This is a genomic window from Streptomyces sp. Ac-502, assembly GCF_045222935.1.
In the GTDB taxonomy this organism is placed as follows: Bacteria; Actinomycetota; Actinomycetes; order Streptomycetales; family Streptomycetaceae; genus Streptomyces; species Streptomyces monomycini.
On sequence record NZ_JBHFFO010000001.1, the window covers coordinates 5,094,416 to 5,119,779 of the forward strand.

At 71.4% G+C, this 25,364-nt stretch carries 21 protein-coding genes and 2 pseudogenes; 10 read left to right on the top strand and 13 right to left on the bottom strand.

Features of this window, described 5'->3' with window-relative positions; all coding sequences use genetic code 11:
• Positions 1–45 precede the first annotated feature (45 nt).
• Positions 46–264, bottom strand: coding sequence for a hypothetical protein (locus tag ACEXOX_RS22980; protein WP_406522914.1), 219 nt, complete (start codon positions 262–264; stop codon positions 46–48).
• A gap of 152 nt (positions 265–416) precedes the next feature.
• A complete protein-coding gene (gene lysS, locus ACEXOX_RS22985) occupies positions 417–2,141 on the bottom strand; it encodes a lysine--tRNA ligase (RefSeq protein ID WP_406522916.1) in 1,725 nt (574 codons plus the stop codon).
• A gap of 155 nt (positions 2,142–2,296) precedes the next feature.
• Between lysS and argS the strand changes: the two genes are divergently transcribed.
• The gene (gene argS / locus ACEXOX_RS22990; RefSeq protein ID WP_406522918.1) at positions 2,297–4,075 is read left to right on the top strand and encodes an arginine--tRNA ligase; all 1,779 of its coding nucleotides are present in this window, start codon (positions 2,297–2,299) and stop codon (positions 4,073–4,075) included.
• A gap of 120 nt (positions 4,076–4,195) precedes the next feature.
• On the opposite strand, the gene ACEXOX_RS22995 is transcribed toward argS, so the two are convergent.
• A complete protein-coding gene (locus ACEXOX_RS22995; RefSeq protein ID WP_406522919.1) occupies positions 4,196–5,662 on the bottom strand; it encodes a helix-turn-helix domain-containing protein in 1,467 nt (488 codons plus the stop codon).
• Between the two features lie 337 nt (positions 5,663–5,999).
• Between ACEXOX_RS22995 and ACEXOX_RS23000 the strand changes: the two genes are divergently transcribed.
• The 6 genes and pseudogenes from ACEXOX_RS23000 (at position 6,000) to ACEXOX_RS23025 (ending at position 12,092) form a co-directional block, all read left to right on the top strand.
• Positions 6,000–6,743 carry a DUF4232 domain-containing protein gene (locus tag ACEXOX_RS23000; protein ID WP_406522921.1) on the top strand — a complete coding sequence of 248 codons (744 nt, stop codon included), beginning with the start codon at positions 6,000–6,002 and terminating at the stop codon, positions 6,741–6,743.
• 88 nt (positions 6,744–6,831) lie between these two features.
• A pseudogene (gene bla, locus ACEXOX_RS23005) lies at positions 6,832–7,770 on the top strand (class A beta-lactamase); the annotation flags it as partial.
• A gap of 651 nt (positions 7,771–8,421) precedes the next feature.
• Positions 8,422–9,189, top strand: coding sequence for a DUF4328 domain-containing protein (locus tag ACEXOX_RS23010; protein ID WP_406522923.1), 768 nt, complete (start codon positions 8,422–8,424; stop codon positions 9,187–9,189).
• 87 nt (positions 9,190–9,276) lie between these two features.
• The gene (locus ACEXOX_RS23015; RefSeq protein ID WP_406522925.1) at positions 9,277–10,548 is read left to right on the top strand and encodes an MFS transporter; all 1,272 of its coding nucleotides are present in this window, start codon (positions 9,277–9,279) and stop codon (positions 10,546–10,548) included.
• 475 nt (positions 10,549–11,023) lie between these two features.
• Entirely contained in the window at positions 11,024–11,875 is an 852-nt protein-coding gene (locus tag ACEXOX_RS23020) for a helix-turn-helix domain-containing protein (protein WP_406522927.1), read from the top strand.
• Positions 11,876–11,885: 10 nt separating this feature from the next.
• Positions 11,886–12,092 carry a DUF397 domain-containing protein gene (locus ACEXOX_RS23025; protein ID WP_406522929.1) on the top strand — a complete coding sequence of 69 codons (207 nt, stop codon included), beginning with the start codon at positions 11,886–11,888 and terminating at the stop codon, positions 12,090–12,092.
• Between the two features lie 168 nt (positions 12,093–12,260).
• Here ACEXOX_RS23025 and ACEXOX_RS23030 read toward each other — a convergent pair whose 3' ends face one another.
• The 4 genes from ACEXOX_RS23030 to ACEXOX_RS23045 all read right to left on the bottom strand — a co-directional run bounded on the left by ACEXOX_RS23030 (position 12,261) and on the right by ACEXOX_RS23045 (position 15,457).
• Positions 12,261–12,833, bottom strand: coding sequence for a GNAT family N-acetyltransferase (locus ACEXOX_RS23030; RefSeq protein WP_406522931.1), 573 nt, complete (start codon positions 12,831–12,833; stop codon positions 12,261–12,263).
• Positions 12,830–13,435 carry a helix-turn-helix domain-containing protein gene (locus ACEXOX_RS23035; protein ID WP_406522933.1) on the bottom strand — a complete coding sequence of 202 codons (606 nt, stop codon included), beginning with the start codon at positions 13,433–13,435 and terminating at the stop codon, positions 12,830–12,832. Before ACEXOX_RS23035 ends, ACEXOX_RS23030 begins: the two co-directional genes overlap by 4 nt.
• A gap of 103 nt (positions 13,436–13,538) precedes the next feature.
• Entirely contained in the window at positions 13,539–14,348 is an 810-nt protein-coding gene (locus ACEXOX_RS23040) for a S1 family peptidase (protein ID WP_406522934.1), read from the bottom strand.
• 296 nt (positions 14,349–14,644) lie between these two features.
• Entirely contained in the window at positions 14,645–15,457 is an 813-nt protein-coding gene (locus ACEXOX_RS23045; protein WP_406522936.1) for a serine protease, read from the bottom strand.
• A 242-nt stretch (positions 15,458–15,699) separates the two neighbouring features.
• Here ACEXOX_RS23045 and ACEXOX_RS23050 point away from each other — a divergent pair, with 242 nt between their 5' ends.
• On the top strand, positions 15,700–16,182 hold the full coding sequence (locus ACEXOX_RS23050; RefSeq protein ID WP_406522938.1) for a hypothetical protein: 483 nt from the start codon (positions 15,700–15,702) through the stop codon (positions 16,180–16,182).
• A 103-nt stretch (positions 16,183–16,285) separates the two neighbouring features.
• Here ACEXOX_RS23050 and ACEXOX_RS23055 read toward each other — a convergent pair whose 3' ends face one another.
• The 6 genes and pseudogenes from ACEXOX_RS23055 to ACEXOX_RS23080 form a co-directional block, all read right to left on the bottom strand.
• Entirely contained in the window at positions 16,286–17,230 is a 945-nt protein-coding gene (locus ACEXOX_RS23055; protein WP_406522940.1) for a hypothetical protein, read from the bottom strand.
• 100 nt (positions 17,231–17,330) lie between these two features.
• Positions 17,331–18,326, bottom strand: coding sequence for a porphobilinogen synthase (gene hemB, locus ACEXOX_RS23060; RefSeq protein ID WP_406522942.1), 996 nt, complete (start codon positions 18,324–18,326; stop codon positions 17,331–17,333).
• Positions 18,323–19,972: a uroporphyrinogen-III synthase gene (locus tag ACEXOX_RS23065; protein WP_406522943.1), complete on the bottom strand. Its 1,650-nt coding sequence runs from the start codon at positions 19,970–19,972 to the stop codon at positions 18,323–18,325. Before ACEXOX_RS23065 ends, hemB begins: the two co-directional genes overlap by 4 nt.
• Positions 19,969–20,945, bottom strand: a pseudogene (hemC, locus tag ACEXOX_RS23070) (hydroxymethylbilane synthase). Before hemC ends, ACEXOX_RS23065 begins: the two are co-directional and overlap by 4 nt.
• Positions 20,942–22,381: a glutamyl-tRNA reductase gene (locus tag ACEXOX_RS23075; RefSeq protein ID WP_406522945.1), complete on the bottom strand. Its 1,440-nt coding sequence runs from the start codon at positions 22,379–22,381 to the stop codon at positions 20,942–20,944. The pseudogene hemC and the gene ACEXOX_RS23075 overlap by 4 nt, the downstream one beginning before the upstream one ends.
• Entirely contained in the window at positions 22,378–23,220 is an 843-nt protein-coding gene (locus ACEXOX_RS23080) for a redox-sensing transcriptional repressor Rex (RefSeq protein WP_406522947.1), read from the bottom strand. The genes ACEXOX_RS23075 and ACEXOX_RS23080 overlap by 4 nt, the downstream gene beginning before the upstream one ends.
• Positions 23,221–23,609: 389 nt before the next feature.
• Between ACEXOX_RS23080 and ACEXOX_RS23085 the strand changes: the two genes are divergently transcribed.
• Both ACEXOX_RS23085 and ACEXOX_RS23090 read left to right on the top strand, forming a co-directional pair.
• Entirely contained in the window at positions 23,610–23,888 is a 279-nt protein-coding gene (locus ACEXOX_RS23085) for a glutaredoxin family protein (protein ID WP_030024824.1), read from the top strand.
• Between the two features lie 328 nt (positions 23,889–24,216).
• The gene (locus ACEXOX_RS23090) at positions 24,217–25,104 is read left to right on the top strand and encodes an HAD family hydrolase (RefSeq protein WP_406522949.1); all 888 of its coding nucleotides are present in this window, start codon (positions 24,217–24,219) and stop codon (positions 25,102–25,104) included.
• Positions 25,105–25,364 lie beyond the last annotated feature (260 nt).

Consider the following 25,364-nt stretch of genomic DNA (forward strand, 5'->3'; position numbering starts at 1 on the left):
GGTACGCCTCCAGTAGCGGGCGGGTGCGGGGCCGCAAGCCTGCGGTCACCCCTGTCCCACGCGCTTCTTGCCCTTCTTCCCCGCCTCCCCCCACACGAAGAGGACCAGGCCGGCCACGGCCATACCGACGTACGCGAGCGTCGGCAGGTCGTACCAGTGCGGCAGGATGCCCCAGCCCGTGGTGTCCGTGAAGGTCCGGCCGAGGGCGCCCAAGGCTCCCTGGATCATGACGATGACTCCGATGACTCCGATGATGGCTCGCATGTCTCCACCCTCATGCGAGCGGCCCCGGGGATCGTCGTCCCCGGGGCCGAATCGGCACTCCGTCGAAAGTCGCAGCGGCCCGGTCAGAGCCTCCTACCCGTACGCGCGCCACGGCGGCCGTCGGTGCGCTCCGGGCCCGCCCCGTCAGGCGCTCACGCCGCCAGCAGCTTGCGCACCCGGTCCGCGCCGACCGCGAGCAGCAGCGTGGGCAGCCGCGGGCCGGTGTCGCGCCCGACGAGCAGGTTGTAGAGCAGCGCGAAGAACGAGCGCTGCGCGACCTTCAGCTCGGGCGTCGGCTTGGCGTCCGGCGTCAGCCCGGCCTGGATCTTCGGTACGCCGTAGACGAGCGTGGTCAGCCCGTCCAGCGACCAGTGCTCGTCCAGCCCGTCCAGCAGCAGCCGCAGCGACTCGCGGGCCTGGTCGTCGAGCGAGCCGAGCAGCTCGGTGTCCGGCGCCTCGCGCACGATGGTGCGCTGCTCGGCCGGGACCTGGGTGTTGATCCAGTACTCGGCCTTGTCCAGCCGGGGCCGGGTCTCGTCCAGGGACGTGACCGGGTCGGCCGGGTCCAGCTCGCCGAGGATGCGCAGCGTCTGCTCGTCGTGCCCGCCGGTGATGTCGGCGACCGAGGCCAGCGTGCGGTACGGCAGCGGGCGCGGGGTGCGGGGCAGCTCACCGGCGGCCGTGCGCACCGCGCGGGAGTGGGCGGCGGCGTCGGCGGGCAGCGCCGAGCCGTCGGCGACCTTGGCCTCCAGCTTGTCCCACTCGTCGTAGAGCCGCTGGATCTCCTGGTCGAAGGCGATCTTGAACGACTGGTTGGGCTTGCGGCGCGCGTACAGCCAGCGCAGCAGCGGCGCCTCCATGATCTTCAGCGCGTCGCCCGGGGTCGGCACGCCGCCCTTGGAGGACGACATCTTGGCCATGCCGCTGATGCCGACGAAGGCGTACATCGGGCCGATGGGCTGCGCGCCGTCGAAGATCTCGCGCACGATCTGGCCGCCGACGACGAACGACGAGCCCGGCGAGGAGTGGTCCACACCCGACGGCTCGAAGATCACGCCCTCGTAGGCCCAGCGCATCGGCCAGTCGACCTTCCAGACCAGCTTGCCGCGGTTGAACTCGCTGAGCCGGACCGTCTCACCGAAGCCGCAGGCCGTGCAGGCGTACGTCAGCTCGGTCGTCTCCTCCACGTAGGAGGTGACCGTCGTGAGGTCCTTGTCGCACTGGCCGCAGTACGGCTTGTACGGGAAATAGCCCGCCGAACCGCTGCTGCCGTCGTCCTCGGCGGCCGCGCCGGAGCCCTCGGCGGCCTCCAGCTCGGCCTCGTCGACCGGCTTCTGCGACTTCTTCGCCGGGGCCTTTTTGGTGCGGTACTGGGCGAGGATCGCGTCGATGTCGGCGCGGTGCTTCATCGCGTGCAGGATCTGCTCGCGGTAGACCCCGGAGGTGTACTGCTCGGTCTGGCTGATGCCGTCGTACTCCACGCCCAGCTCGGCGAGCGCCTCGGTCATGGCGGCCTTGAAGTGCTCGGCCCAGTTGGCGTACGCGGAGCCGGCCGGGGCCGGCACCGAGGTCAGCGGCTTGCCGATGTGCTCGGCCCAGGACTCGTCGACCCCCGCGACACCGGCCGGGACCTTGCGGTAGCGGTCGTAGTCGTCCCAGGAGATCAGGTGGCGGACCTCGAAGCCCCGGCGGCGGATCTCGTCCGCGACCAGGTGCGGCGTCATGACCTCACGCAGATTGCCCAGGTGGATGGGGCCGGAAGGGGACAGGCCCGAGGCGCAGACGATCGGTTTGCCGGGGGCGCGGCGCTCCGCCTCGGCAATGACCTCGTCCGCGAACCTGGAGACCCAGTCGGTCTCGGTGCTCTGCTGAGCCACGATCGGCCCTTCCTCTTCTCACCACTCGACAAGCCTGACGGCGACCATTCTCCCAGACCGCGCCACCGCCGGTTTTCCCTGTGGAAAACCGGTGGAACCGCCGTGGGATACTCGGTGGCAAACCCTTTCCACACCAACGGAACGGCCTTCATTCCATGACATCGGTCCCTTCCCTCGCAGCCACGGTCAACCAGCGCGTCGCGGACGCCCTCTCGGCAGCCCTGCCGGAGGCCGGCGCCGCGGACCCGCTGCTGCGACGAAGCGACCGGGCCGACTTCCAGGCCAACGGCATGCTGGCGCTGGCCAAGAAGCTCAAGGGCAACCCGCGGGAGCTGGCCTCCCAGGTCGTCGGGCAGCTCGCCGCCGGTGACGTGATCAAGGAGATCGAGGTCTCCGGCCCCGGCTTCCTGAACATCACCGTCTCCGACGAGGCGATCATCCGGACGCTGGCCGCGCGCGCCGCCGACGACCGCCTCGGCGTCCCGTACGCCGAGAACCCGGGCACCACGGTCATCGACTACGCGCAGCCGAACGTCGCCAAGGAGATGCACGTCGGCCACCTGCGGTCCGCCGTGATCGGCGCCGCGATGGTCGAGATCCTGGAGTTCACCGGCGAGAAGGTGGTCCGCCGCCACCACATCGGCGACTGGGGCACCCAGTTCGGCATGCTCATCCAGTACCTGATCGAGCACCCGCACGAGCTCGACCACAAGAGCGAGGACGCCTCCGCCGAGATCTCCGGCGAAGAGGCCATGTCGAACCTGAACCGTCTCTACAAGGCGTCCCGCGCGCTGTTCGACTCCGACGAGGAGTTCAAGGACCGCGCCCGCCGCCGCGTCGTCGACCTCCAGGCCGGCGACGAGGAGACGCTCGCCCTGTGGCAGCGCTTCGTCGACGAGTCGAAGGTCTACTTCTACTCGGTCTTCAACAAGCTCGACATGGACATCCGGGACGCGGACGTGGTCGGCGAGTCCGGCTACAACGCCATGCTGGAGGAGACCTGCCGACTGCTGGAGGAGTCCGGCGTGGCGGTCCGCTCCGACGGCGCGCTCTGCGTCTTCTTCGACGACGTCAAGGGCCCGGACGGCAACCCGACCCCGCTGATCGTCAAGAAGTCCAACGGCGGCTACGGCTACGCGGCCACCGACTTGTCCGCCGTCCGCGACCGGGTGCAGGGCCTCGGCGCCTCGACCCTGCTGTACGTGGTCGACGCCCGCCAGTCGCTGCACTTCAAGATGGTCTTCGAGACCGCCCGCCGGGCCGGCTGGCTGGGCGAGGACGTCGCCGCCGTCCAGCTCGCCTTCGGCACCGTCCTCGGCAAGGACGGCAAGCCGTTCAAGACCCGTGAGGGCGAGACGGTACGACTGGTGGACCTGCTCGACGAGGCGGTGGACCGGGCGACCGCCGTCGTACGGGAGAAGGGCGAGAACATCGGCCTGACCGAGCAGGAGATCACCGAGAACGGCTTCCAGGTCGGCATCGGCGCCGTGAAGTACGCGGACCTGTCCACCTCGGCCTCCCGCGACTACAAGTTCGACCTGGACCAGATGGTCTCGCTGAACGGCGACACCAGCGTGTACATCCAGTACGCGTACGCCCGTGTCCAGTCCATCTTCCGCCGCGCCGGGGACGCCGCGCCCAAGGCCCACCCGGAACTGGAGCTGGCCCCGGCGGAGCGCGCGCTGGGTCTGCACCTGGACCAGTTCGGCGAGGTCCTGGCGGAGGCGGCGGCCGGTTACGAGCCCCACAAGCTGGCCGCGTACCTCTACCAGCTCGCCTCTCTCTACACGACCTTCTACGACCAGTGCCCGGTCCTGAAGGCCGAGGGCGGCAGCGAGCAGGTGGAGAACCGCCTGTTCCTGTGCGAGCTGACGGCCCGCACGCTGCACCGCGGCATGGCGCTGCTGGGGATCCGGACGCCTGAGCGGCTCTGACGCCCGCCGGACGTACACGGGAGAGGCCCCGCCGGAACGGTCCGTTCCGGCGGGGCCTTTCCGCTGTCCGCGGGCTCGCCTCCCGTAGGGGGCCGGGGCCGGTTGCCCGGTCGGCTCCGATCAGCTCCCGTAGGGGGCCCAGGCGTTCTGGTCCCACCGGTAGATGTACTGCGGACGGCCCTTCATCGCGCTCGTACGGAACGGCTTGCCGTGGTCGTCCAGACGCAGCGTGCCGCGCCGCCCGCCACTGCTCCACTCCAGCTCCAGGTACCAGCTGACGTCGTTCGCCTCCGCGTGCGCGTCCACGTACAGCATCTGCGGATCGGACGCCGACACCTTGAACGGGAAGTCGGTCGCCGGAATCCTCCGGTCCCCCTGCTCCCCGGCCACCGGCCGTGTCACCGGCTGCGCCGCGTCCAGCCCGATGTCGAACGAGGCCGGGGTGAGCCCGCCGCCGCAGCCGTCGCCCATGGAGTACGCCGAACCCGCCACCGACGCCGTGCGCGTCGTGGTCCGTACGGTCAGCGAGTGCAGGACGACGGCCTGGTCGTTGGTGCCCTGCACGGCCAGCGCCACCCTGAGGTGGCCGCCGGGCAGCGCGCCGAGCGCGTTCGCCCAGCCGCGCGCGCTCACCCCGGTGGGCGGCGGCGGGACCTCGGTGGGCGGTTTGTCGAGCATGTACCAGCGGTCGCAGGGGTCGTCCCAGTTGTTCGTACGGACGTCGACGGTGAGCGGAGTGCCGCTGCCGCTGTCCTGACCGCCGTCCCGGCCACTGCCGCCGCCCGCCTCGCCCTTGCCCTCCCCGGCCGCGTCACCGGACACGCCCACACCGGCCGGCGCACTGCTCCGCTTCGGCTCCTCGGCCGCCCCCGAGGCGGACGCGGACGAGGACGGGGACGGCGTACCGGAGGCACCACCGTCCGGCACCGGCCCGCCCCCGCCACGGGCCGTACGATCGGCCGTCTGCGCACCGGCTCGGACCGGCCGCTCCGGGTCCGAGGAGGACGCGGTGCTGATGGCGACGGCGGATACGGCCAGCGCGACCACGGCGGCGGCCGCGAGGGCCAGGCGGAGCTTGGGGCGGGTGGGGCGGGTGGGAATTGGTGTGGGGGTTGTTGTGGGGGTTGTTGTGGGGGCAGTCACGGCAGTGGGAGCTTCCGCAGGGGCGGGAGTTCCTGCGGAGACAGGAGTGGGGGTCGGTGCGGGGGCCGGCTCGGGGGCCGGTCCAGGGTCCGGTACGGGCTCAGACCCGGCCTCCTCCGACCCGGTCTCCCCCGACCCGGCCTCCTTCACCCCCGTCCCCTCCGCCTTCTCCTCCCCCGCCGCCGTCCGCCGCCCACGCGCCGCGTCCGCCAGGATCCACCGGCGGTGCAGCTCGACCAGTTCCTCGGGCTGCGCGCCGCACAGCCGGGCCAGCCGCTCCACGGGCGCGTAGTCCGCCGGCACCGCGTCGCCGTTGCAGTAGCGGTGCAGCGTGGACGTACTCATGTGCAGGCGTTTGGCCAGGGCGCCGTAACTCAGCCCTGACCTCGTCTTCAACGTGCGCAGCAGTGCCGCGAAACCGTCCGTGCCGGAAGCCGTGCTCACCGTTCCCCCTCCTGCCCGTCCCGGAACTCCGTTCCAGGGAGCACCCATTCCCCCAGGTCAGAGTACGCGCAATCGTTCCAGCGTCCCGGATGTCCCGGCGGCCGTTGTGGCCGGGACGGACCGTCGCCCAGGCTGTGATCACTGACGACGCCCTGACCAGGGGCCTTACCGGGGAGCAGCCGTGCGGATCCGATTCCGCTGTCCTCTCGAACCGGCCGATCTCGCGGCACTGGGCGTACTGACCGTCTGTGTCGTCGTCGTAGCGGCCGTACTCCACAGCTTCTGACCGCGCCTGACCAACCGTCCCTTTCCCATCACCTCACGGGGAGCACCACCCATGCGTTCGCGTCTCTTCTCCACCCGTACCGCCCGAGTCGCCGCCTCCGCCGCGGCCGTCGCCGCCGCCCTCTCCCTGACCGCCTGCGGCGGTGCCGAGGACGGCAAGAAGGCCGCCGGGGCCGGGCAGCCCGTGGCCGCGGCCGGTTCGGCCCCCGCCGCCGGCCAGGGCTCCTCGGCCGGTACCGATGCCGGTTCCGGCTCCGCGGACGGCTCGGTCCCGTCAGCCAAGTCCCCCTCGGGCGCCGGCTCGCGGAGCGGCCACGGCTCGCAGGCGTCTCCCACCCGGGCCGGTTCCGGCGGCAAGCACGGCACCTCTGCGGGCGGGAAGTCCACCACCTGCTCCGCGGCCAACACCAAGGTGACCGTCTCCAAGCTCAGCCGACCCGTCAACCACATCCTCCTCACCCTCACCAACACCGGCTCGACCCGCTGCGACGCGTACCACTACCCGGCCCTGCGCTTCGACGACGCCCAGGCGCCCACCGACGTCCTGCAGAGCAGCAAGCCGCAGTCCGTGGTGTCCGTCGAGCCGGGCCAGTCCGCGTACGCGGCGGTGCGCACGTCGGACGCCACCGGGGAGGCCGGCGGCGGGAGGACCGTACACAGCCTGGAGCTGTTCTTCGCGAACCGGGACGGCGGCTACGCGGAGCGCTCGGCCCACCCCAAGCTGCCGAAGGGTACGTACATCGACGACTCCGCCCAGGTCACGTACTGGCAGAGCGAGCTGGACAACGCCCTCTGACCGCGCTCCCCGGCACGCGCAACCGCCCCTCCCGCCCCGACGTCCCCACCAGCAACAGCCAACCGGGGGACTGGGGAAAGGACACACCATGCGCAAGCCCACGCCGGCACTCACCCGCCGGTCCGTACTCGGCACCGGACTCGGCCTCGGCCTAGGCGGTGCGCTCGCCCTCGGCACCACCACGGCGAGCGCCGCCCAGGCCGGCCCCACCGCCCCCTCCTCCCCACACCCCGCCGCCACCCGCCGCCTCCGCGAGCTGGAGCGGGAACACCAGGCCCGGATCGGCGTCTTCGCCCTCAACCTCGCCACCGGCGCCACCCTGCTCCACCGTGCCCACGAACGCTTTCCCATGTGCTCCGTCTTCAAGGGACTCGCCGTCGCGGCCGTACTGCGCGACCTCGACCACGACGGCACCCAGCTGTCCCGCGTGATCCGCTACACCGAGGCCGACGTACGGAAGGCCGGCCACGTACCCGTCACGTCCCAGCACGTCGCCGACGGCATGTCCGTACGGGACCTGTGCGACGCGGCCGTCCGGTACAGCGACAACTGCGCCGCCAACCTCCTCCTGCGCGAGCTGGGCGGCCCGACCGCCGTCACCCGCTTCTGCCGGTCCCTCGGCGACCCGGTGACCCGCCTCGACCGCTGGGAGCCCGAGCTGAACTCCGGCGAACCGGACCGCCGTACGGACACCACCTCCCCGTACGCCGTCGCCCACACCTACCGCCGCCTCGTGCTCGACAACGCCCTGAACCGCCCCGACCGCGCGCTCCTGACCGACTGGCTGCTGCGCAGCACCACCAGCGTGGAACGTTTCCGCGCGGGGCTTCCGAAGGACTGGAAGGTGGCGGACAAGTCCGGCGGCGGCAGCACGTACGGGACGAGCAACGACGCGGGCATCGCCTGGACCCCGGACGGCACCCCCGTCGTCCTCGCGGCCTTCACCCACAAGCCGGCACTTCCGAACGCCTCGGGAGACACCCACCTGATCATCAAGACCGCGACGGTGATGGCCGAGGCGGTCGGGCGGGCCCCTCGACCGTATGAGCCGCGCCGCGCTACGGGCCGGCACACCTGGCCCTGGCCCGGCCCTTCGGCCTCACCAGTTCATTTTCCTGCCGCAACTACCGTGCGCGGTACCGATGATCCGCGACGTCTGCTTGCCGGTGATCCCGAGTTCCCGCTTGGTCTTGAGGGCCTGGTCCACGAAGGCCTGCCCACGGGCGACGCACAGCGCGTTGCCGTGAGCGACGAGTACGTCGTCGCTGATGTGGTCCAGGTCCGGGTAGTGCTCCCGGATCGTCTTCAGGTAGAACTTCGGCGCCAGGCCGGTCAGACCGCGTACCTCGTCAGGTGTCGCCGACGGGCTCCCGGTCGGGGCGGCCGAGGCGGCCGAGGCGGATGCGGACGCGGGAGCCGGTGTCGCGGAAGAACTCGCCCCGCTGTCACCGGACGGGCCACATGCCGAGATGCCGAAGGCGGCGAGCGCGAGGCAGGTGGCGAGCAGGGGCAGACGCTTGTGCATGAATCTCCTGGTACATGAGTGAACCGAGGGATTGTCGCTCATACCCGACGTACTCCACGACCGTTTTATCGCGTCAAGGCCCCCGACATCCTGTAAATTCCTCTCCTTCCGCCCGAGAGCGGGCATTTACCTGTCCAGGAGAGTCACGCAGCCATGACGCACATACCCGTCGGATCTCCGCCCGGCGGCGCTCCGCCGCACGACGGTTCCCCGCTCGGCGGCCTCCCGCTCACCGGCGGCCCGGCGCTCCAGCCGACCAAGGGCCTCGCCACAGCTCTCACCGTGCTGTTCTGCGTGGTCATCGCCTCAGACCTGACCGCGCTCTTCAAGGACGTCCACGCCTTCGCACTGCTGGGCGACCTGACCACCCTCACCGAACAGGATGCCGGTCATGCCGACGACTTGGACATGTTGAGCAGTGGCCTGCAATCCACCGTCCTGCTCGCCACCGGCATCGTCTTCCTCATCTGGTTCTATCGCTCCCGCGTGAACGCCGAGCACTGCGCCCGGGATGTGTGCACCCTGGGCCGCGGCTGGGCCATCGGGTCCTGGTTCATACCGGTCGCCAACCTGTGGCTGCCGTTCCGCGTCGCCAGGGAGACCTGGCAGGCGAGCGCCCGGCCGGCGCCCGACGGCACCTGGCGCACGGTCTCCACGGCACCGGTACGGATCTGGTGGGCGCTGTGGATCCTGACGGAGGTCATCGACTGCATCAGTATCACCCTCTTCGGCTTCGACGTGACGGCGTTCCCGGACACCAGCCGCCACGTCCTGGTGTTCACGGCCCTGTCCGACCTCCTGAACGCCGTCACCGCCGTTCTCGCCACCTTCTTCGTCCGCAAGCTGTCCCGTATGCAGCAGATCCCCGCGGCTCCGTACGCAGCCGTGCCCACCGGCCCTGCCCCGTACGGCTCCGCCTGACCGGCACCGGCCCCGTAACCCCCAGGCCGAGACGCCTCCATCCGCGCCTTGACCTTCACATCGGTGTCAACATCTACGGTCCCGCGCATGTCTCCCGGCCGACGCCCGACCACCCTCCCTCGCCTCCTTCTCCTTTCCCTCCTCGTCTTCATCATCGGCACCATCGAGTTCCTGCCGGTCGGACTGCTGCCCGACATCAGCAGCGACCTCGATGTCGCGCCGTCCCGTACCGGGCTCCTCGTCACGGTCTACGCCTTCACCGTCGGCCTGACCGCGGCCCCGCTCACCGCCCGCACCTCCAACTGGCCCCGCAAGCGCCTCTTTCTCACCACCTGTGCCGTCTTCATGGCAGCCACCGCCCTCTCGGGCCTCTCTCCCAACTACGCCACCCTCGCCGCGACCCGCCTCCTCTGCGGCCTCGCGCACGGCGTCTTCTACGCCATCGTCGCCGGTTACGCGGCGGCCATCGCCGGGCCGGGGCGCTCGGGGCGCGCCACGGCGATCGTCTTCGCGGGCGTGTCCCTGGCCTTCGTCGTCGGGGTGCCCCTCGGCACGACGGCCGGTACGGCCTTCGGCTGGCGCATCGCGTTCCTCGCCACCGCCGCACTGGGTTCGGTCGTGCTGCTCGTCGCCGCGCGCCTGCTGCCGCAGGTCCCACCCGGCCCCGCCCTCCGCGTCTCCGACCTCCCCCGCGTGGCCCGTACGCCGGGCCTGCGCCCGGTCGTCCTGACCACCGGCCTTGTCATCCTCGGCCACTTCACGCTCTACACGTACGTGACGGAGTACCTCCGCGACACCGCCGGCTTCGCCCCCGCATCCCTCAGTCCCGTACTCCTCCTCTTCGGCCTAACGGGCATCGCGGGCACCTGGCTCAGCGGCGCCCTCGTCGACACCCGCCCCCGCGCCACGCTCCTCGGCACGCTCGCCCTGATGGCAGTCTCCCTCACCACCTTGGGCGCAGCCCCGACTCACCGCCCGCTCCTCTTCCTCGCCATCGCCACCTGGGGCATGGCCTGCACCGCACTCCCCGTCTGCTTCCAGACCGCCGTCCTGCGCACGGCCGGTGACGCCCCCGACGCGGCCTCTTCCCTCTACGTCGCCGCGTTCAACACCGGCATCGGCGGCGGCGCGCTGGCCGGCGCACTCCTCCTGACCGTCTCCCCACCCGCAGCCCTCCCCTGGACCGCCCTGACCCTGCTCCTGATCGGTACGGCAGTCACCCACCTCACCCGAGCCCGCCCCCACCACCCCGCAACGGACACTCCTCCCCCAACTCGAACCACATCACCTTGCCCCCACTCGACCCCAACGCCCCCGACCCGTAAGCGAACCCGCCGAAGCTCTCGGCACACAGCCTGACCAGCCCCAGCCCCCGCCCGGCCTCGGCCGCCGGCCCGGACACCGCGACCGCACCGAAGCTCGGCAGCTCCGGATTCCCGTCCCACACGCTGACGCGCAGGCGCGCCCCGATCCGCTTCACCCGCACGTTGGCGGACCCCTTCGCGTACCGGTATGAATTGGCGATCAACTCCGACGCCAACAGCTCCGCCCCGTCGACCAGCCCCGTCTCCCCGTGCTCCTCCAGCACCAGCCGCACCACCCGCCGCGCGACGCGCGGAGCCCGGGGGTTGTCGGACATCTCGAACGCGTACTCCCAGTCACCGGACATGCGAAGCCTCCGTTGTGGATGCGCAGTTGACGTCATCACGTGAGTGACGTGGCTCACACCGTAGCGCCTTCGGGTAGATAGATTCCACCGAGTCGAGGTAATCCATCGGCCCTGGTGTACTCGTACTGCTCACGGCAGACTGATCACGAGCGAAGAGAGGGGCTCATGGCCGCGAGGACACACCCGACGGCGCGGCAGCGACGTCTCGGGGCGGAACTCCGCAAGCTGCGCGAGAAGGCCGGCATGACCGCGACTGCGGCAGGCGCACTGCTCGGCGGCAACCAGGCCCGCATAAGCAACATCGAGACCGGCCGCGCACCCATCAGCGCGGAACGTGTGCGCACGCTCGCATGCAACTACGACTGCGCGGACGAAGCCCTCATCGACGCCCTGGCCGCGATGACCGGCGGCCGCACCCGCCACTGGTGGGAGGAGTACCGCGGCATCCTGCCGCCCGGGATGCTCGATCTGGCCGAACTCGAACACCACGCGGTCAAGTTGCGCACGGCACAGACCTCAAGCCTGCCCGGACTACTCCAGACCGTCGACCACGCGCGCGTCGTCTTCCAGCAGGTCGTCCCTGCGCTGCCGCCTCCGGAGATCGAGCACCGCCTCTCGCTGCGCATCAAACGCCAAGCGGTCCTCTACCGGGACACGCCCGTCCCGTACTCCGCCATCATTCACGAAGCGGCTCTCCGCATGCAGTTCGGCGGCCCGGCCGTCACCAGAGCACAGTTGAACCACCTGCTCGACGCGGGTGAGCGGGACAGCATCACCGTCACCGTCATCCCCTTCACCGCCGGCGCCCACCCGGGCTCAGGCCAGACTGTGCTGTACGCCCACGGCCCCGTACCGCAACTCGACACCGTACAGCTCGACCAATCGCACGGCCCCGCACTCCTCGACACCGAAGCGCAGCTCGCCAAATACCGGACAGTCCTCGGCCGCCTTCACGCCCTCGCGCTCGACCCAGTCGCATCACAAAACTTCATTCACAGCATCGCCCGAGAACTCTGAAAGGAAGCTCGTGTCCACGTCCGCCTGGCAGAAATCCTCGTACTGCGGCGAAGGAAACAACTGCCTGAACCTCGCCGCATTCCCCGACCACACCATACGTATCCGAGAAAGCGAGACCCCGAACGCGGAGGTCACCACCACCCGCCCCCAGCTCGGCTCCCTCATAGCCGCCATCAAACACGACACCCTCGCCCCGGCCCCCCATCCACTACCTTGAACAACCGCAGGGGCCATCGGCAATACCGCGTCCATTGCCCAGACACTGACCGCCTGGCAGCACACGGCGGAAGCCCATTCCGACCCTGACCTGCTGGCCGCCCTGACCCGGGGCCATGAGACCTGACAAGGCTGTCAGCCGCAGCCCACCGTCGGCCACGGAGCCCCCTCACCCCACCTCCTTGTAAAAGAACGTGCAGTCCCGCAGCGCGCCCTCCGGGTCTGCCGCGTAGGACGGGACCGTGCCGTACGGGGTCCAGCCGGCGTGACGGTACAGGTGGTCCGCCGCGCTGTCCGTCTCCGTGTCGAGGAGCAGGAGGCGGAAGCCGGAGCGGGCGGCGGCCTGTTCGGCGGTGGTGAGGAGGGTGCGGCCGAGGCCCTGGCCGCGGGCGGTGCGGTGGACGAGGAGTTTGACGATCTCGGCGCGGTGGCGGGCGTTCGGCTTCGCCGGGTGGACGAGGCTGATCATGCCGGTGATGCCTTCGGGGCCGTCGGCCACCCAGACGTCGAGGGTGCCGTCGGCCACGGCGGGGCGTTGGGCCTGCCACCAGGCCGTCGCTTCCGTTCGGCCGAAGGGGGTGACGAAACCGAGGGAGGAGCCGCCGGTGACGGTGTCGGTGAGGAGGTCGGCCAGGCCCGGGACGCGTTCGTCGAAGGTGGTGGCGGAGAGGCGGGTGATGGTGACGGGGTGGGCAGGAGTGGGGTGGGAGGTGACGGGGTGGGAGGTGGTGGAGTGGGTCATGGGAGGACCACCAGCAGGGCGTAGCGCGCGGTGTCGGGGCCGGTGCTGCGGAAGCGGGTGGGGCCCCAGAGGCGGAAGCGTAGGCAGTCGCCCGGGGTGAGGGTGTGCGCCGTACCGCCCGTGGTGATCTCCAGCCGGCCGTCCAGCAGCCAGATGTGCTGTTCCAGGCCGGGTACGGGCGGCGGGCTGTCGTAGGTGATGTCGGCGCCGGGGCGCAGTGTGGCTTCGACGACTTCGCCGCGGAGGTTGGGGTGGGGTGGCGAGACGGAGCGGCGGGTGAAGCCGGAGGGTTCGTCGCGCCAGACGGGCTGCGCGGCGGCCCGTACGAGTTGGGGCGGCTCCGACTCGACCTCGGCCAGCAGCCGGGACATCGGGCGCTCGTACGCCGCGCACAGCCGGGACAGCAGCGCCGCCGTGGGGCTTACCTCGGCCCGCTCCATGCGCGAGAGGGTCGACCGGCTCACCTCAGTACGCCGGGCCAGATCGTCGAGCGACCAGCCGCGCTCCGTACGCAACTCCGTCAGGCGGGCGGCGAGTCGGGACTCCATCGGGGCGGTGTGGGCGTCACCGGGCGGGCGGTGGTCCGGCTCCTCGGTTCTCATGAACGGGAAGCTATCCCGGATACGGGACGGGGCGGAAGAGGTTCGCGGGGTGCCGAGCGGCGGAGGCATCCCGGGCCGGTCGTGCGGCCCGGGACGCGTCCGGTCAGCCCGCCAGCTTGTTGGCGGCCTTCTCGATCTGTGCGGAGAAGGCGCTCACCTTGGTGTAGACACCGGGCTTGCCGGGCCGCGCGCAGCCCTCGCCCCAGCTGGTGATGCCGACCTGGACCCAGTCGCCGTCCCCGTCGCGGCGGAACAGCGGGCCGCCGGAGTCGCCCTGGCAGGTGTCGACTCCGCCCTCCGCCACGAAGCCGGCGCAGAGTTCCTCGCCGGGGGTGAGCAGGTCACCGTACGCCTGCTTGCAGGCGGTCATGTTCACGAACGGAACTTGGGCCTTGCGCAGGTAGCGCTGCTGGGGGCCGCTCTCCCGGCTGGCGCCCCAGCCGGCGATCGTGAACTTGCCGCGGTCGAAGTTGTCGTCCTCGGCGATGTGCAGCGTCTCCTGGTTCTTGATCGGCGTGGCGAGCTTGATCAGTGCCCAGTCCTTGCCCTTGCCGTCGTACCCGGGTGCCTGCGCGACCTCGGCGGACTTCACCTTGATCGCCTTGGGGTTCTGGAGGTCCACGACGCCCGCGGTGACGGTGATGCTCGTGTTGGGGCCGCTGCCGTCCACGCAGTGGGCGGCGGTCAGCACGACGTCCTCCCGGATGAGGGAGCCGCCGCAGCCCATCGAGAGCCGCACCATGAACGGGAACTCGCCCTGCTTGGCGGGCGGTCCGCCGATGATCTGCTGACCGGGGGTCGGCGACGGGGCCGGCGCGGCGGTGGCGCCGCCTGCCGACTGGAGGGCCACCGCCGCCGCCACGGCGGCACCAACGGCTATGGATCTCTTGACACATCTCGCGGAGCGCTTCAAGGACTTCCCTCTCGCGTCGGAGGCACAACGGTCCCCAGCTGTTGCCGCACGGCACACCGCGCCACGACCGGACGCGAAGAGCTGTGCCGGACGTGCCGTGGTGTAGCTGGAGCGTTGTGATTATGTGGACGCGCCCCAAAGATGCACAAGGTTCTGAAACCGGCCACTTCCCGAGTACGGCGACGTATCCGCATCTGCGTGGTTCGGACCAAATGCCGTACGAGTTCGGGCGGGTGGGCGGCCCTGCGGCCCGGAACGGCTGCCGCTACGCGGCGGCCCCACCCGCCCGTCCAGTCTCAGCGCCGCAGCTGGTCCGCCGCCTTCGCGATGGCCTGCGAGAAGGCGCTCACCCGTGTGTAGACGCCCGGCTTGCCGGGCCGGGCGCAGCCCTCGCCCCAGCTCACGATGCCGACCTGGATCCACGCGCCGGCGTCGTCCTTGCGGAACATCGGCCCGCCGGAGTCGCCCTGGCAGGTGTCCACGCCGCCGGTCCGCATGATCCCGGCACAGATCTCCTCACCGGGGATGTACGCGTTGCCGTACGCCTGCTTGCACGTCGCGGTGTCGACGAACGGCACCGTCGCCTTGCGCAGGTAGCGCTGCTGCCCGCCGCCCTCGCGGGCGGCGCCCCACCCGGCCACGACGAAGTCGCCCTGGTCGTACCGGCCGTCCGTGGTGGTGCGCAGGGTGGGCAGGTTGATCGGGCGGGCGAGCTTGATCAGGGCCCAGTCCTTGCCCGATCCGTTGTAGCCGGGCGCCTGGAGGACCTTGGTGGACTTCACCTTGACCGCGCTTGAGCTCTGGAGGTCCACGACACCGGCCGTGGCGGTGATGGAGGTGTTGTTGCCGCTGCCGTCCACGCAGTGGGCGGCGGTGAGCACGATGTCCTGGCGGTAGAGCGAGCCGCCGCAGCCCATGGACAGCCGGACCATGAACGGGAATTCGCCCTGGGCGGCGGGGACCCCGCCCACGACCCGCGTGCCGGGCGTGCCGCTCGACGGGGCCGGCTCGCCGGCGGCGCCGGCGGCGGCGGGCTGGAGCGACAGGGCCGCCAGGGTGACGGCACCGAGGGCGACGGATCTCTTCAGGAGTTTCGCGGAACGGGTCACCGGGTTTCCTCTCCGAGGGGTGGCACGCGCCCGGCGGTCACCGGGGCACGCCGAACTGCTTGATCAGGTCATGCCAAGTTCACGCGTCCGAGGGGCCCGGGGAACGGAACGTACGTGGGGGAAGGGGCGCCACGACGCGGCAGAGCGTTGTGATTATGTGGACACCACGAAGGGGGCACAAGCCACGAAACCGGCCAACAGTTCTTGCAGTTACGGCAGTTGGGCGCGAGGGCCAAAGAAACGTGGCGGGCGGGCTCGGCGCCCCCCCCCGCAACCGATATCCGGCCGCCCGGTATGCACCCAGCCTTTCCACCGCCCCCTCATCCGCCTCCCGGCCCCCCGGCCCCCAGGGCAAGTACTGCACCTACATCGTCGACACCGGCCAAGGCGGCTGCTTCGCCACCCGTGCGCAGGCCGACCGGTTCGGCAACGCCAGGGCCGACTACAAGATCCTCGGCAAGATGTGGACCGACACCAACTCCGGCGGCTCCGAACTGGCGCTGCGCGGCAGCGTCGGCTTCAACTGGCGCTACCCGGAGTTCAACAGCCTCGGCAAGTGGGGCTACAACGACAACATCAGCTCCGTGGAGGGCGTGGCCTGCCCGATCACGCTCTGGGAGCACGGCGACTTCCGCGGCGCCAAGCAGACGTACTACGGGTACGTCCCCTACGTCGGCGACGGCATGAACGACAAGGCCAGCTCGGTCAGCTTCGACCTGCGCTGACGGCCGCCGCGCACCGCGGGCCGCACCCCTCGACGGCCGCTCCGCACCGCGGGCCGCGCCCTCCGGGAGGGCGCGGCCCGCACCACACGGTCACGAAGGCCGGTCAGGCCGCGTGGTGGATGGTGCCCGACATGCCGGCCGTGCCGCCGCCGCACATCTGCCGGTAGCGGGCGGAGAGGCCGGTCACCTTGCCCTCGTCGGTGAAATACAGGCGGTCGACGGTGAATTCGCCCCGGGCGTCCGCGCAGGAGCGCCCGTTGCCGTAGACCTCCAGAGTGGCACCGCCCTCGGCGCCGGTGACCTGGTACGTGCGCCCGGCGGTCAGCCGCTCGCCCAGCGGCGGCCGGAGCACTGCCGTCCAGTACTCCCGCTTGCCCTCGACGCCGAACTCGACGCCGCCGCCGTAGCTGTCGGACAGCCGGAAGGTGCTGGTGGCGCCCGTGTGCGTCACCGACTTGCCCTGCCCGACCCAGTCACCCGCGTCGCTCTTGTACGCGTAGGACAGCGGCAGCGCGCGGTACTTGACCGTCCCCTTGAGCGGCTGGGCCGTCGCCGACTCGCAGTGCTGCGTGTACGAGGCGTCGAGCAGCGTGATGGTGCCCGCTTCGTCCGTGGCGATCTGGTTGACGGTGAACTGCCCGTACACCTCGTCGCAGCCGCGGCCGTTGCCGCCGGCATCGAGGCCGGGCGAGCGGCCGGTGCGGAACGCGGCCCGCTCGGCGTCGCGGTAGACGCCGGGGCGCAGCTTCTCGCCCTTGGGGGCGGCGAGGTCGATGTCCCACCACTCCTCGGCGGTGGAGACCCGGACACGGGCGTACCCGGCGTCGCCCGCCACCGTGATCTTCGCGTTCGGCTCGCGGTACGTGCCGGCGTGCCCCTGGCCGATGTAGTCCCCCGCCACGCTGGTGTACGTGTACGAGGTCACCGGCGCCGGACCGCTCGCCGCCTCGGCCGGTGTGGCCAGCGCCCCGCCGAGGACGGCCGCCGTGCACAGCGCGACGGCGGCGCTCCCCACGGAGCGCCGCCGTCTCTTCAGTCGATTCCTCATGCCCGCACCCCTCCCTGTCGATACGTCGCATCTCCTGTGCCCCGTACGGGACTTGGGTACACGCGTGCGACGCCGCAACGGCAGAGGTACGTATGGGGAACTAGAGCTTGCGCGCGACCTCCGTCGCCCAGTAGGTCAGGATCATGTCCGCGCCCGCGCGCTTGAAGCCGGTCAGGGCCTCCAGGATCGCCGCGTCGCGGTCGATCCAGCCCTTCTCGGCGGCGGCCTCGACCATCGCGTACTCACCGGAGATCTGGTACGCGGCGACCGGCACGTCCACCGCTTCCGCGATCTTCGCCAGCACGTCCAGGTACGGCATGCCCGGCTTGACCATCACCATGTCGGCGCCCTCCTGGAGGTCGAGCGCCAGCTCGCGCAGCGACTCACGGGAGTTGCCGTAGTCCTGCTGGTAGGTCTTGCGGTCGCCCTTGAGGGACGAGCCGACCGCCTCACGGAACGGGCCGAAGAAGGCCGAGGCGTACTTCGCGGTGTAGGCCAGGATCGAGACGTCCTCGTGGCCGGTCTGGTCCAGCGCGTCACGGATGACGCCGACCTGGCCGTCCATCATGCCGCTCGGGCCCACCACGTGGACGCCCGCGTCCGCCTGGACCTGCGCCATCTCGGCGTAGCGCTCCAGCGTCGCGTCGTTGTCCACCCGGCCCTGGCCGTCCAGGACGCCGCAGTGACCGTGGTCGGTGTACTCGTCCAGGCACAGGTCCGACATGATCACCAGGTCGTCGCCGACCTCGGCGCGCACATCGCGGATGCCCTGCTGGAGGATGCCGTCCGGGTCCGTGCCGGCCGTACCGGCGGCGTCCTTCTTCGCGTCCTCCGGCACCCCGAACAGCATGATCCCGGCGACGCCCGCCTCGACCGCCTCGACGGCGGCCTTCCGCAGCGTGTCACGGGTGTGCTGCACGACGCCCGGCATCGCGCCGATCGGCACCGGCTCCGAGATCCCCTCCCGCACGAACGCGGGCAGGATCAGGTCCGCCGGGTGCAGACGGTGCTCCGCGACCATCCGGCGCATGGCCGGCGTGGTGCGCAGCCGGCGCGGCCGGGCGCCGGGGAAGTTGCCGTACGTACTGCTGCTCAACTGCGAGCCCTCCTACGCGATCCGGGCCGGCGCTCGCTGGGGCGGGTGACCGGGTCCCCGGCCTCCAGCGCGGCATCGCGCCGCGCCGCCCCGAAGTCCGCGAGCGCTTCGGCCAGCTTGTGCACCGAGGGCTCGGGCGACATGACGTCCACGCGCAGCCCGTGCTCCTCGGCGGTCTTGGCGGTGGCCGGGCCGATGCAGGCGATCACGGTCACGTTGTGCGGCTTGCCGGCGATGCCGACCAGGTTGCGCACCGTCGAGGACGAGGTGAACAGCACGGCGTCGAACCCGCCGCCCTTGATCGCCTCGCGGGTCTCCTGCGGCGGCGGCGAGGCCCGTACGGTCCGGTAGGCCGTGACGTCGTCGACCTCCCAGCCCAGCTCGATCAGGCCCGCCACCAGCGTCTCGGTGGCGATGTCGGCACGCGGCAAAAAGACGCGGTCGATCGGGTCGAAGACCGGGTCGTACGGCGGCCAGTCCTCCAGCAGCCCGGCGGCGGACTGCTCGCCGGACGGCACGAGGTCGGGCTTCACACCGAAGGCGACCAGCGCCTTCGCGGTCTGCTCGCCCACCGCCGCGACCTTGATCCCGGCGAACGCGCGGGCGTCCAGCCCGTACTCCTCGAACTTCTCCCGGACCGCCTTGACGGCGTTGACCGAGGTGAAGGCGATCCACTCGTAACGGCCGGTGACCAGGCCCTTGACCGCGCGCTCCATCTGCTGCGGGGTGCGCGGCGGCTCCACGGCGATGGTCGGCACCTCGTGCGGCACCGCGCCGTACTCGACGAGCTGGTCGGAGAGCGACGCGGCCTGCTCCTTGGTCCGCGGCACGAGGACACGCCAGCCGAACAGCGGCTTGTTCTCGAACCACGAGAGCTGGTCGCGCCGGGCCGCGGCCCCGCGCTCACCGACCACGGCTATGACCGGCTGCCCGCCGTCCGCCGACGGCAGCACCTTCGCGGCCTTCAGGACCTGGGCGACCGAACCGAGGGTGGCGTTCCAGGTGCGCTGGCGTGTCGTCGTACCGGCGACGGTGACCGTCATCGGCGTGTCGGGCTTGCGGCCCGCGGAGACCAGCTCGCCGGCCGCCGCGGCCACCGAGTCCAGCGAGGTGGACACGACGGCGGTCGCGTCGCTGGCGCCCACCTCCGTCCAGCAGCGCTCGTCGGCGGTCCGCGCGTCGATGAAACGCACGTCCGTGCCGTCCGCGTCGCGCAGCGGCACACCGGCGTACGCGGGCACGCCGACCGCGGCGGCGATGCCCGGCACGACCTCGAAGACGACGCCCTCGGCGGCGCACGCCAGCATCTCCTCGGCGACGTGCGCGTCCAGTCCGGGATCGCCGGACACCGCACGCACCACCCGCTTGCCGGTGCGCACAGCCGACATGACAAGATTGGTGGTGTCCCTAAGCGCGGGTACACCAGCGGTGGTTGACGCTTCGTCAGCCGTGGGCTGCTGCGGCGTGTCCACATGCGGCCGCGCATGCGCGCGGACGACGTCGAGCACCTGCGGGTCGGCGACCAGCACATCGGCGCGGGCCAGTGCCTCGACGGCACGCAACGTCAGCAGGCCCGGGTCTCCGGGACCGGCGCCGATGAAGGTGACCTGGCCGGCGGCAGGGTGATTCGGGGCGGTGGGGCTCAAAGTGCTCGCTCCCCCATAAGACCGGCCGCACCCTTCGCGAGCATCTCGGCGGCGAGTTCGCGCCCCATGTTCACGGGGGTCGCCGCGTCGCCGAGAGAGGCGGGTACGTGTCCGGTGGTGGACAGCTGCACCAGCGTCGAGCCGTCGGTCGTGCCGACGACGCCACGCAGGCGCATTTCGGTGACAGCCTGCCCGTCGTCCTGAAGGTCGGCCAGCGCACCCACAGGTGCGGAGCAGCCGGCCTCCAGGGCGGCGAGCAGGGAACGCTCGGCGGTCACGGCGGCCCGGGTGAACGGGTCGTCGAGCTCGGCGAGCTGGGCGGCGAGCTGCGCGTTGTGCGCGGCGCACTCCACCGCCAGGGCCCCTGGCCGGGGGCGGGCAAAATCATGTCGGGCGACAGGTGCTCGGTCGCCTCGCCGATCCGGCCGAGCCGGGACAGTCCGGCCGCGGCCAGCACGACCGCGTCCAGCTCGCCCTTCTCGACATAGCCGATACGGGTGTCGATGTTCCCGCGGATCGGCACGGCCTCCACCCGACGGCCCAGCGAACGCGCCCAGGCGTTCAGCTGTGCCATGCGGCGCGGCGAACCGGTCCCCACGCGGGCACCGTCCGGCAGCTCCTCGAAGGTCAGACCGTCGCGCGCCACCAGCACGTCACGCGGGTCCTCGCGCGGCGGTACGGCGGCCAGCGCCAGCTCGGCGGGCTGCGCGGTCGGCAGGTCCTTGAGCGAGTGCACGGCGAAGTCGATCGTCCCGTCGAGCAGCGCGTCGCGCAGCGCGGAGACGAACACCCCGGTGCCGCCTATCTGCGCCAGGTGCTCCCGCGAGGTGTCGCCATAAGTGGTGATCTCCACCAGCTCTACCGGGCGGCCGGTGACCTCGCGCACCGCCTCCGCCACCATCCCGGACTGGGCCATGGCGAGCTTGCTGCGCCGGGTCCCCAGCCTCAGGGCCCGTGGATTGCTGTCAGTCATGCCCGCTCCCGTGCTGTGTGCGAGCCGTCGGCCCGCGTGTCGGCCCGGCTGACGGCGGCTACCGTCTGCGGGTCGAGGTCGAAGAGTTCACGCAGCGCGTCCGCGTAACCGGCGCCGCCGGGTTCGCTGGCCAGCTGCTTGACCCGCACGGTGGGCGCGTGCAGGAGTTTGTCGACGACCCGGCGCACGGTCTGGGTGATCTCCGCGCGCTCCCTGTCGTCGAGGTCGGGGAGGCGGCCGTCCAGCCGGGCGATCTCGCCCGCCACGACATCCGCCGCCATGGTGCGCAGCGCCACCACCGTCGGGGTGATGTGCGCCGCCCGCTGCGCCGCGCCGAACGCGGCCACCTCGTCGGAGACGATGCCGCGCACCCGGTCCACGTCGGCCGCCATCGGAGCGTCCGCCGACGCGTCGGCGAGGGACTCGATGTCGACGAGGCGCACGCCCTCGGCCCGGTGGGCGGCGGCGTCGATGTCGCGCGGCATGGCCAGGTCGAGCAGTGCCAGCTCGGGCGCCGGCGCGACCGCGCTGCCGGCGCCGCCCGCGGTACCGGCGTACCCGTCACCGGCCGCGATCCGGGCGGCGCGGGTCTCCGCGGCCGTCCCGATCGCCTCACCGGTCAGCACCAGGCCGGTGGCGCCCGTGCAGGACACCACGACGTCGGCCAGGGCCAGCTCGGACTGTACGGCGGTCATCGCCACGGCGCGGGCGGTCAGCCCGTTCAGCGCGCCCGCCGAGCCGGGCTCGGTCAGGATCCGCGTCAGCCGCTCGGCGCGCTCCACCGTCCGGTTGGCCACCGCCAGTTCGCTGATACCGGCCCGTACGAGCGTGGTGGCGGCCAGCGACGACATCGACCCGGCGCCGATGACCAGGGCACGCTTGCCCCGGGCCCACTCGGCCACGTCCGTACCGCTCGCCAGCTGCTCCAGGCCGAAGGTGACCAGCGACTGGCCCGCCTTGTCGATCCCGGTCTCGCTGTGGGCGCGCTTGCCGACCCGCAGCGCCTGCTGGAAGAGGTCGTTCAGCAGCCGGCCCGCGGTGTGCTGCTCCTGCGCGACGGCGAGGGCGTCCTTGATCTGGCCGAGGATCTGGCCCTCGCCCACGACCATCGAGTCCAGGCCGCAGGCCACCGAGAAGAGGTGGTGGACGGCCCGGTCCTCGTAGTGCACGTACAGGTACGGAGTCAGCTCGTCCAGGCCCGCGCCGCTGTGCCGCGCCAGCAGGGTGGACAGCTCGGCGACACCGGCGTGGAACTTGTCCACGTCGGCGTACAGCTCGATGCGGTTGCAGGTGGAGAGCACCGCGGCCTCGGCGGCCGGCTCGGCCGACACCGTGTCCTGGAGCAGCTTGCCGCGCGCCCCGGGGGCGATGGCCGCGTGCTCCAGCACGCTCACGGGGGCACTGCGGTGACTGAGCCCTACGACAAGGAGGCTCATGCCGGCATCACGGCGGGTACGTCCCCGTCGGGTCCCTTGCGGTCGGACGCACCGGTGGACACGCCCGCGTCCGGGCCGGTCTTGCCCGCGGCCTCGCGCACCTCGCGCACGGCCCGCCGGGCCTCACGCGCGGCGACGGCGCGGGCGTCGTCGGACTCGTCGTCCTGGCCCGCGTCCTCGCCCGCCTTGCGCTGCTCGTGGAAGGCCAGGATCTGCAGTTCTATCGACAGGTCGACCTTGCGCACGTCCACACCGTCCGGAACGGTCAGCACGGTCGGCGCGAAGTTCAGGATGGACGTGACGCCGGCCGCGACGAGCCGGTCGCAGACCTGCTGCGCCGCGCCCGCCGGGGTCGCGATCACACCGATCGAGACGCCGTTGTCCTTGATGATCTTTTCCAGCTCGTCGGTGTGCTGGACGGCGATGCCCGCCACCGGCTTGCCCGCCATCGCCGGGTCGGCGTCTATCAGCGCGGCGACCCGGAACCCACGGGAGGCGAAGCCGCCGTAGTTGGCCAGGGCGGCGCCGAGGTTGCCGATACCGACGATCACGACCGGCCAGTCCTGGGTCAGCCCCAGCTCGCGGGAGATCTGGTAGACGAGGTACTCCACGTCGTAGCCGACCCCGCGGGTGCCGTACGAACCGAGGTAGGAGAAGTCCTTGCGCAGCTTGGCGGAGTTGACCCCCGCCGCGGCGGCGAGTTCCTCGGAGGAGACCGTGGGGACCGAACGCTCGGAGAGCGCGGTCAGCGCGCGCAGATACAGCGGAAGCCGGGCGACGGTGGCCTCGGGAATCCCTCGGCTTCGGGTCGCCGGTCGGTGAGTTCGGCCAGTTGCCACGGTGCTCCTGCGGGTAGAGCGGGGCTGTGGACGGCCGTAGGTTTCCCGACCGCCCCGTCGACAGCAGGCTATGTCTTTGTGAACGCGTGCACAAAGATGGTGTCCGCTTTGTCCGGCCAAAGTGACCGGGGTCACGCGGCTTTTACACCGCTTCGCGGAACCAACTCCCCCGGCGCACCGTTCACACGTTTCGCGCCGGTAACACGAGAGCGCCGACGGCCGCACGCGCCCTCACTCCTCACCGCTAACGCCCCGAAAACCTACAAATCGCCCACCGATGGTAGTCGACTCAGGCGACTATCCGCCCCGTACGGCGGAGCGGTGACGAGGACACGACAAGGGCACGACGGCGACCCGGCGCCACCCCGGACGGAGGCACAATGACGGGCATGGCCTCCCTCTTCAGCCGCAGCGCCCGCAAGAACCCCGCCGACAGCACGGTCACGCTCATCGGCAAGCCAGGCTGCCACCTGTGTGATGTCGCACAGGAAGTCATCGAGCGCGTCTGCGCCGAGACCGGCGCCTCCTGGGAGAAGAAGGACATCACCCAGGACCAGGAGCTGTACCGCAAGTACTGGGAACAGATTCCGGTCGTCCTCGTGGACGGCGCACAGCACGATTTCTGGCGGGTCGACCCCCAGCGGCTGCGCAAGGCACTGGGCGCCTGACGGCGCGAGCCGGCCACCCCACAGCGGTACGAGCCCTTCTACGCCCGGCAGGCCAGGCCGCGTACGCCACCGGTACCGCCCGGCATACGCCCGCACCGCGGCGCGCGCCCCGACGGCCCGGCACCGTCACCGGGATGGCCGTAACGCAACGGTCGGCCGCACCGCGGCCGCCCGACATCCGGCCGTAACCGGCCGCACCGAACAACCTGGCTACGCTAGCTACATGGCCCACCCGTCGTCCGCCCGCCGTCCCCGTAGGAACGCCTACGGCGCGCTCCTCCCCACGGGGTGGTTCAGCCGCCGTAGGCGCCCCGCCACCGCGCGCAGCGTGCTCGCAGGCGAGGCCGCCGCCGAGGCCGCGCGCAAGTCCTCGCTGGAAGCCGAGGCGCAGGAAGCGGCCGCCCAGGAGGAGGGCGCCGAGGAACCCGAGTTCCCGGTCGTCGGCGACACCGACGCCGCCGCCTTCTTCGACCTCGACAACACCGTCATGCAGGGCGCGTCCCTCTTCCACTTCGGACGCGGCCTCTACAAACGGCGCTTCTTCCACAAGCGCGACCTGGCCCGCTTCGTCTGGCAGCAGATCTACTTCCGTTTCATCGGCTCGGAGAACCCCGAGCACATGGCGGACGCCCGCAACAGCGCGCTCTCCATCGTCCAGGGCCACCGCGTCTCCGAGCTGATGACCATCGGCGAGGAGATCTACGACGAGTACATGGCCGAACGGATCTGGCCCGGCACCCGCGCCCTCGCCCAGGCCCACCTCGACGCGGGCCAGAAGGTCTGGCTGGTCACCGCCGCCCCCGTCGAAGCCGCGACGATCATCGCGCGCCGGCTCGGCCTGACCGGCGCGCTCGGCACCGTCGCCGAGTCCGTCGGCGGCGTCTACACCGGCAAACTGGTCGGCGAGCCACTGCACGGCCCCGCCAAGGCCGAGGCCGTACGGGCCCTGGCCGCCGCCGAGGGCCTGAACCTGGAGCGCTGCGCCGCCTACAGCGACTCCGCCAACGACATCCCGATGTTGTCCCTGGTCGGCCACCCGTACGCGGTCAACCCCGACGGCCGCCTCCGCAAGCACGCCCGCGAACAGGGCTGGCGCCTGCGCGACTACCGGACCGGCCGCAAGGCAGTCAAGATCGGCATCCCGGCGGCGGCCGGCGTGGGAGCGCTCGCGGGCGGAGCGGCCGCGGCGGTGGCACTCCAGAGGCGGCGCCGCTGAACCGGTTCTTCGGGCTGGCGCTGGTGGCTGTCGCCTTTGCCTGATGGGGGCGCGCGTCTTCAGCTTCGGCCTGGTGGGTGCGCGCGTCGTGCGCGTTGGGTCCGGTGGTGGGGGGCTCGGGGCCCCGCAGGGGTCACTCCTCGGCACCGTGCACGACCAAGTCAGCAACATAAGGGAACGCAGATACCCGGCTGCCTGCGGGGAGCCCCCTACGTGTCCCCGAGCCCTGGCCGTACGGCGACTATCGGACCGATCGGGCT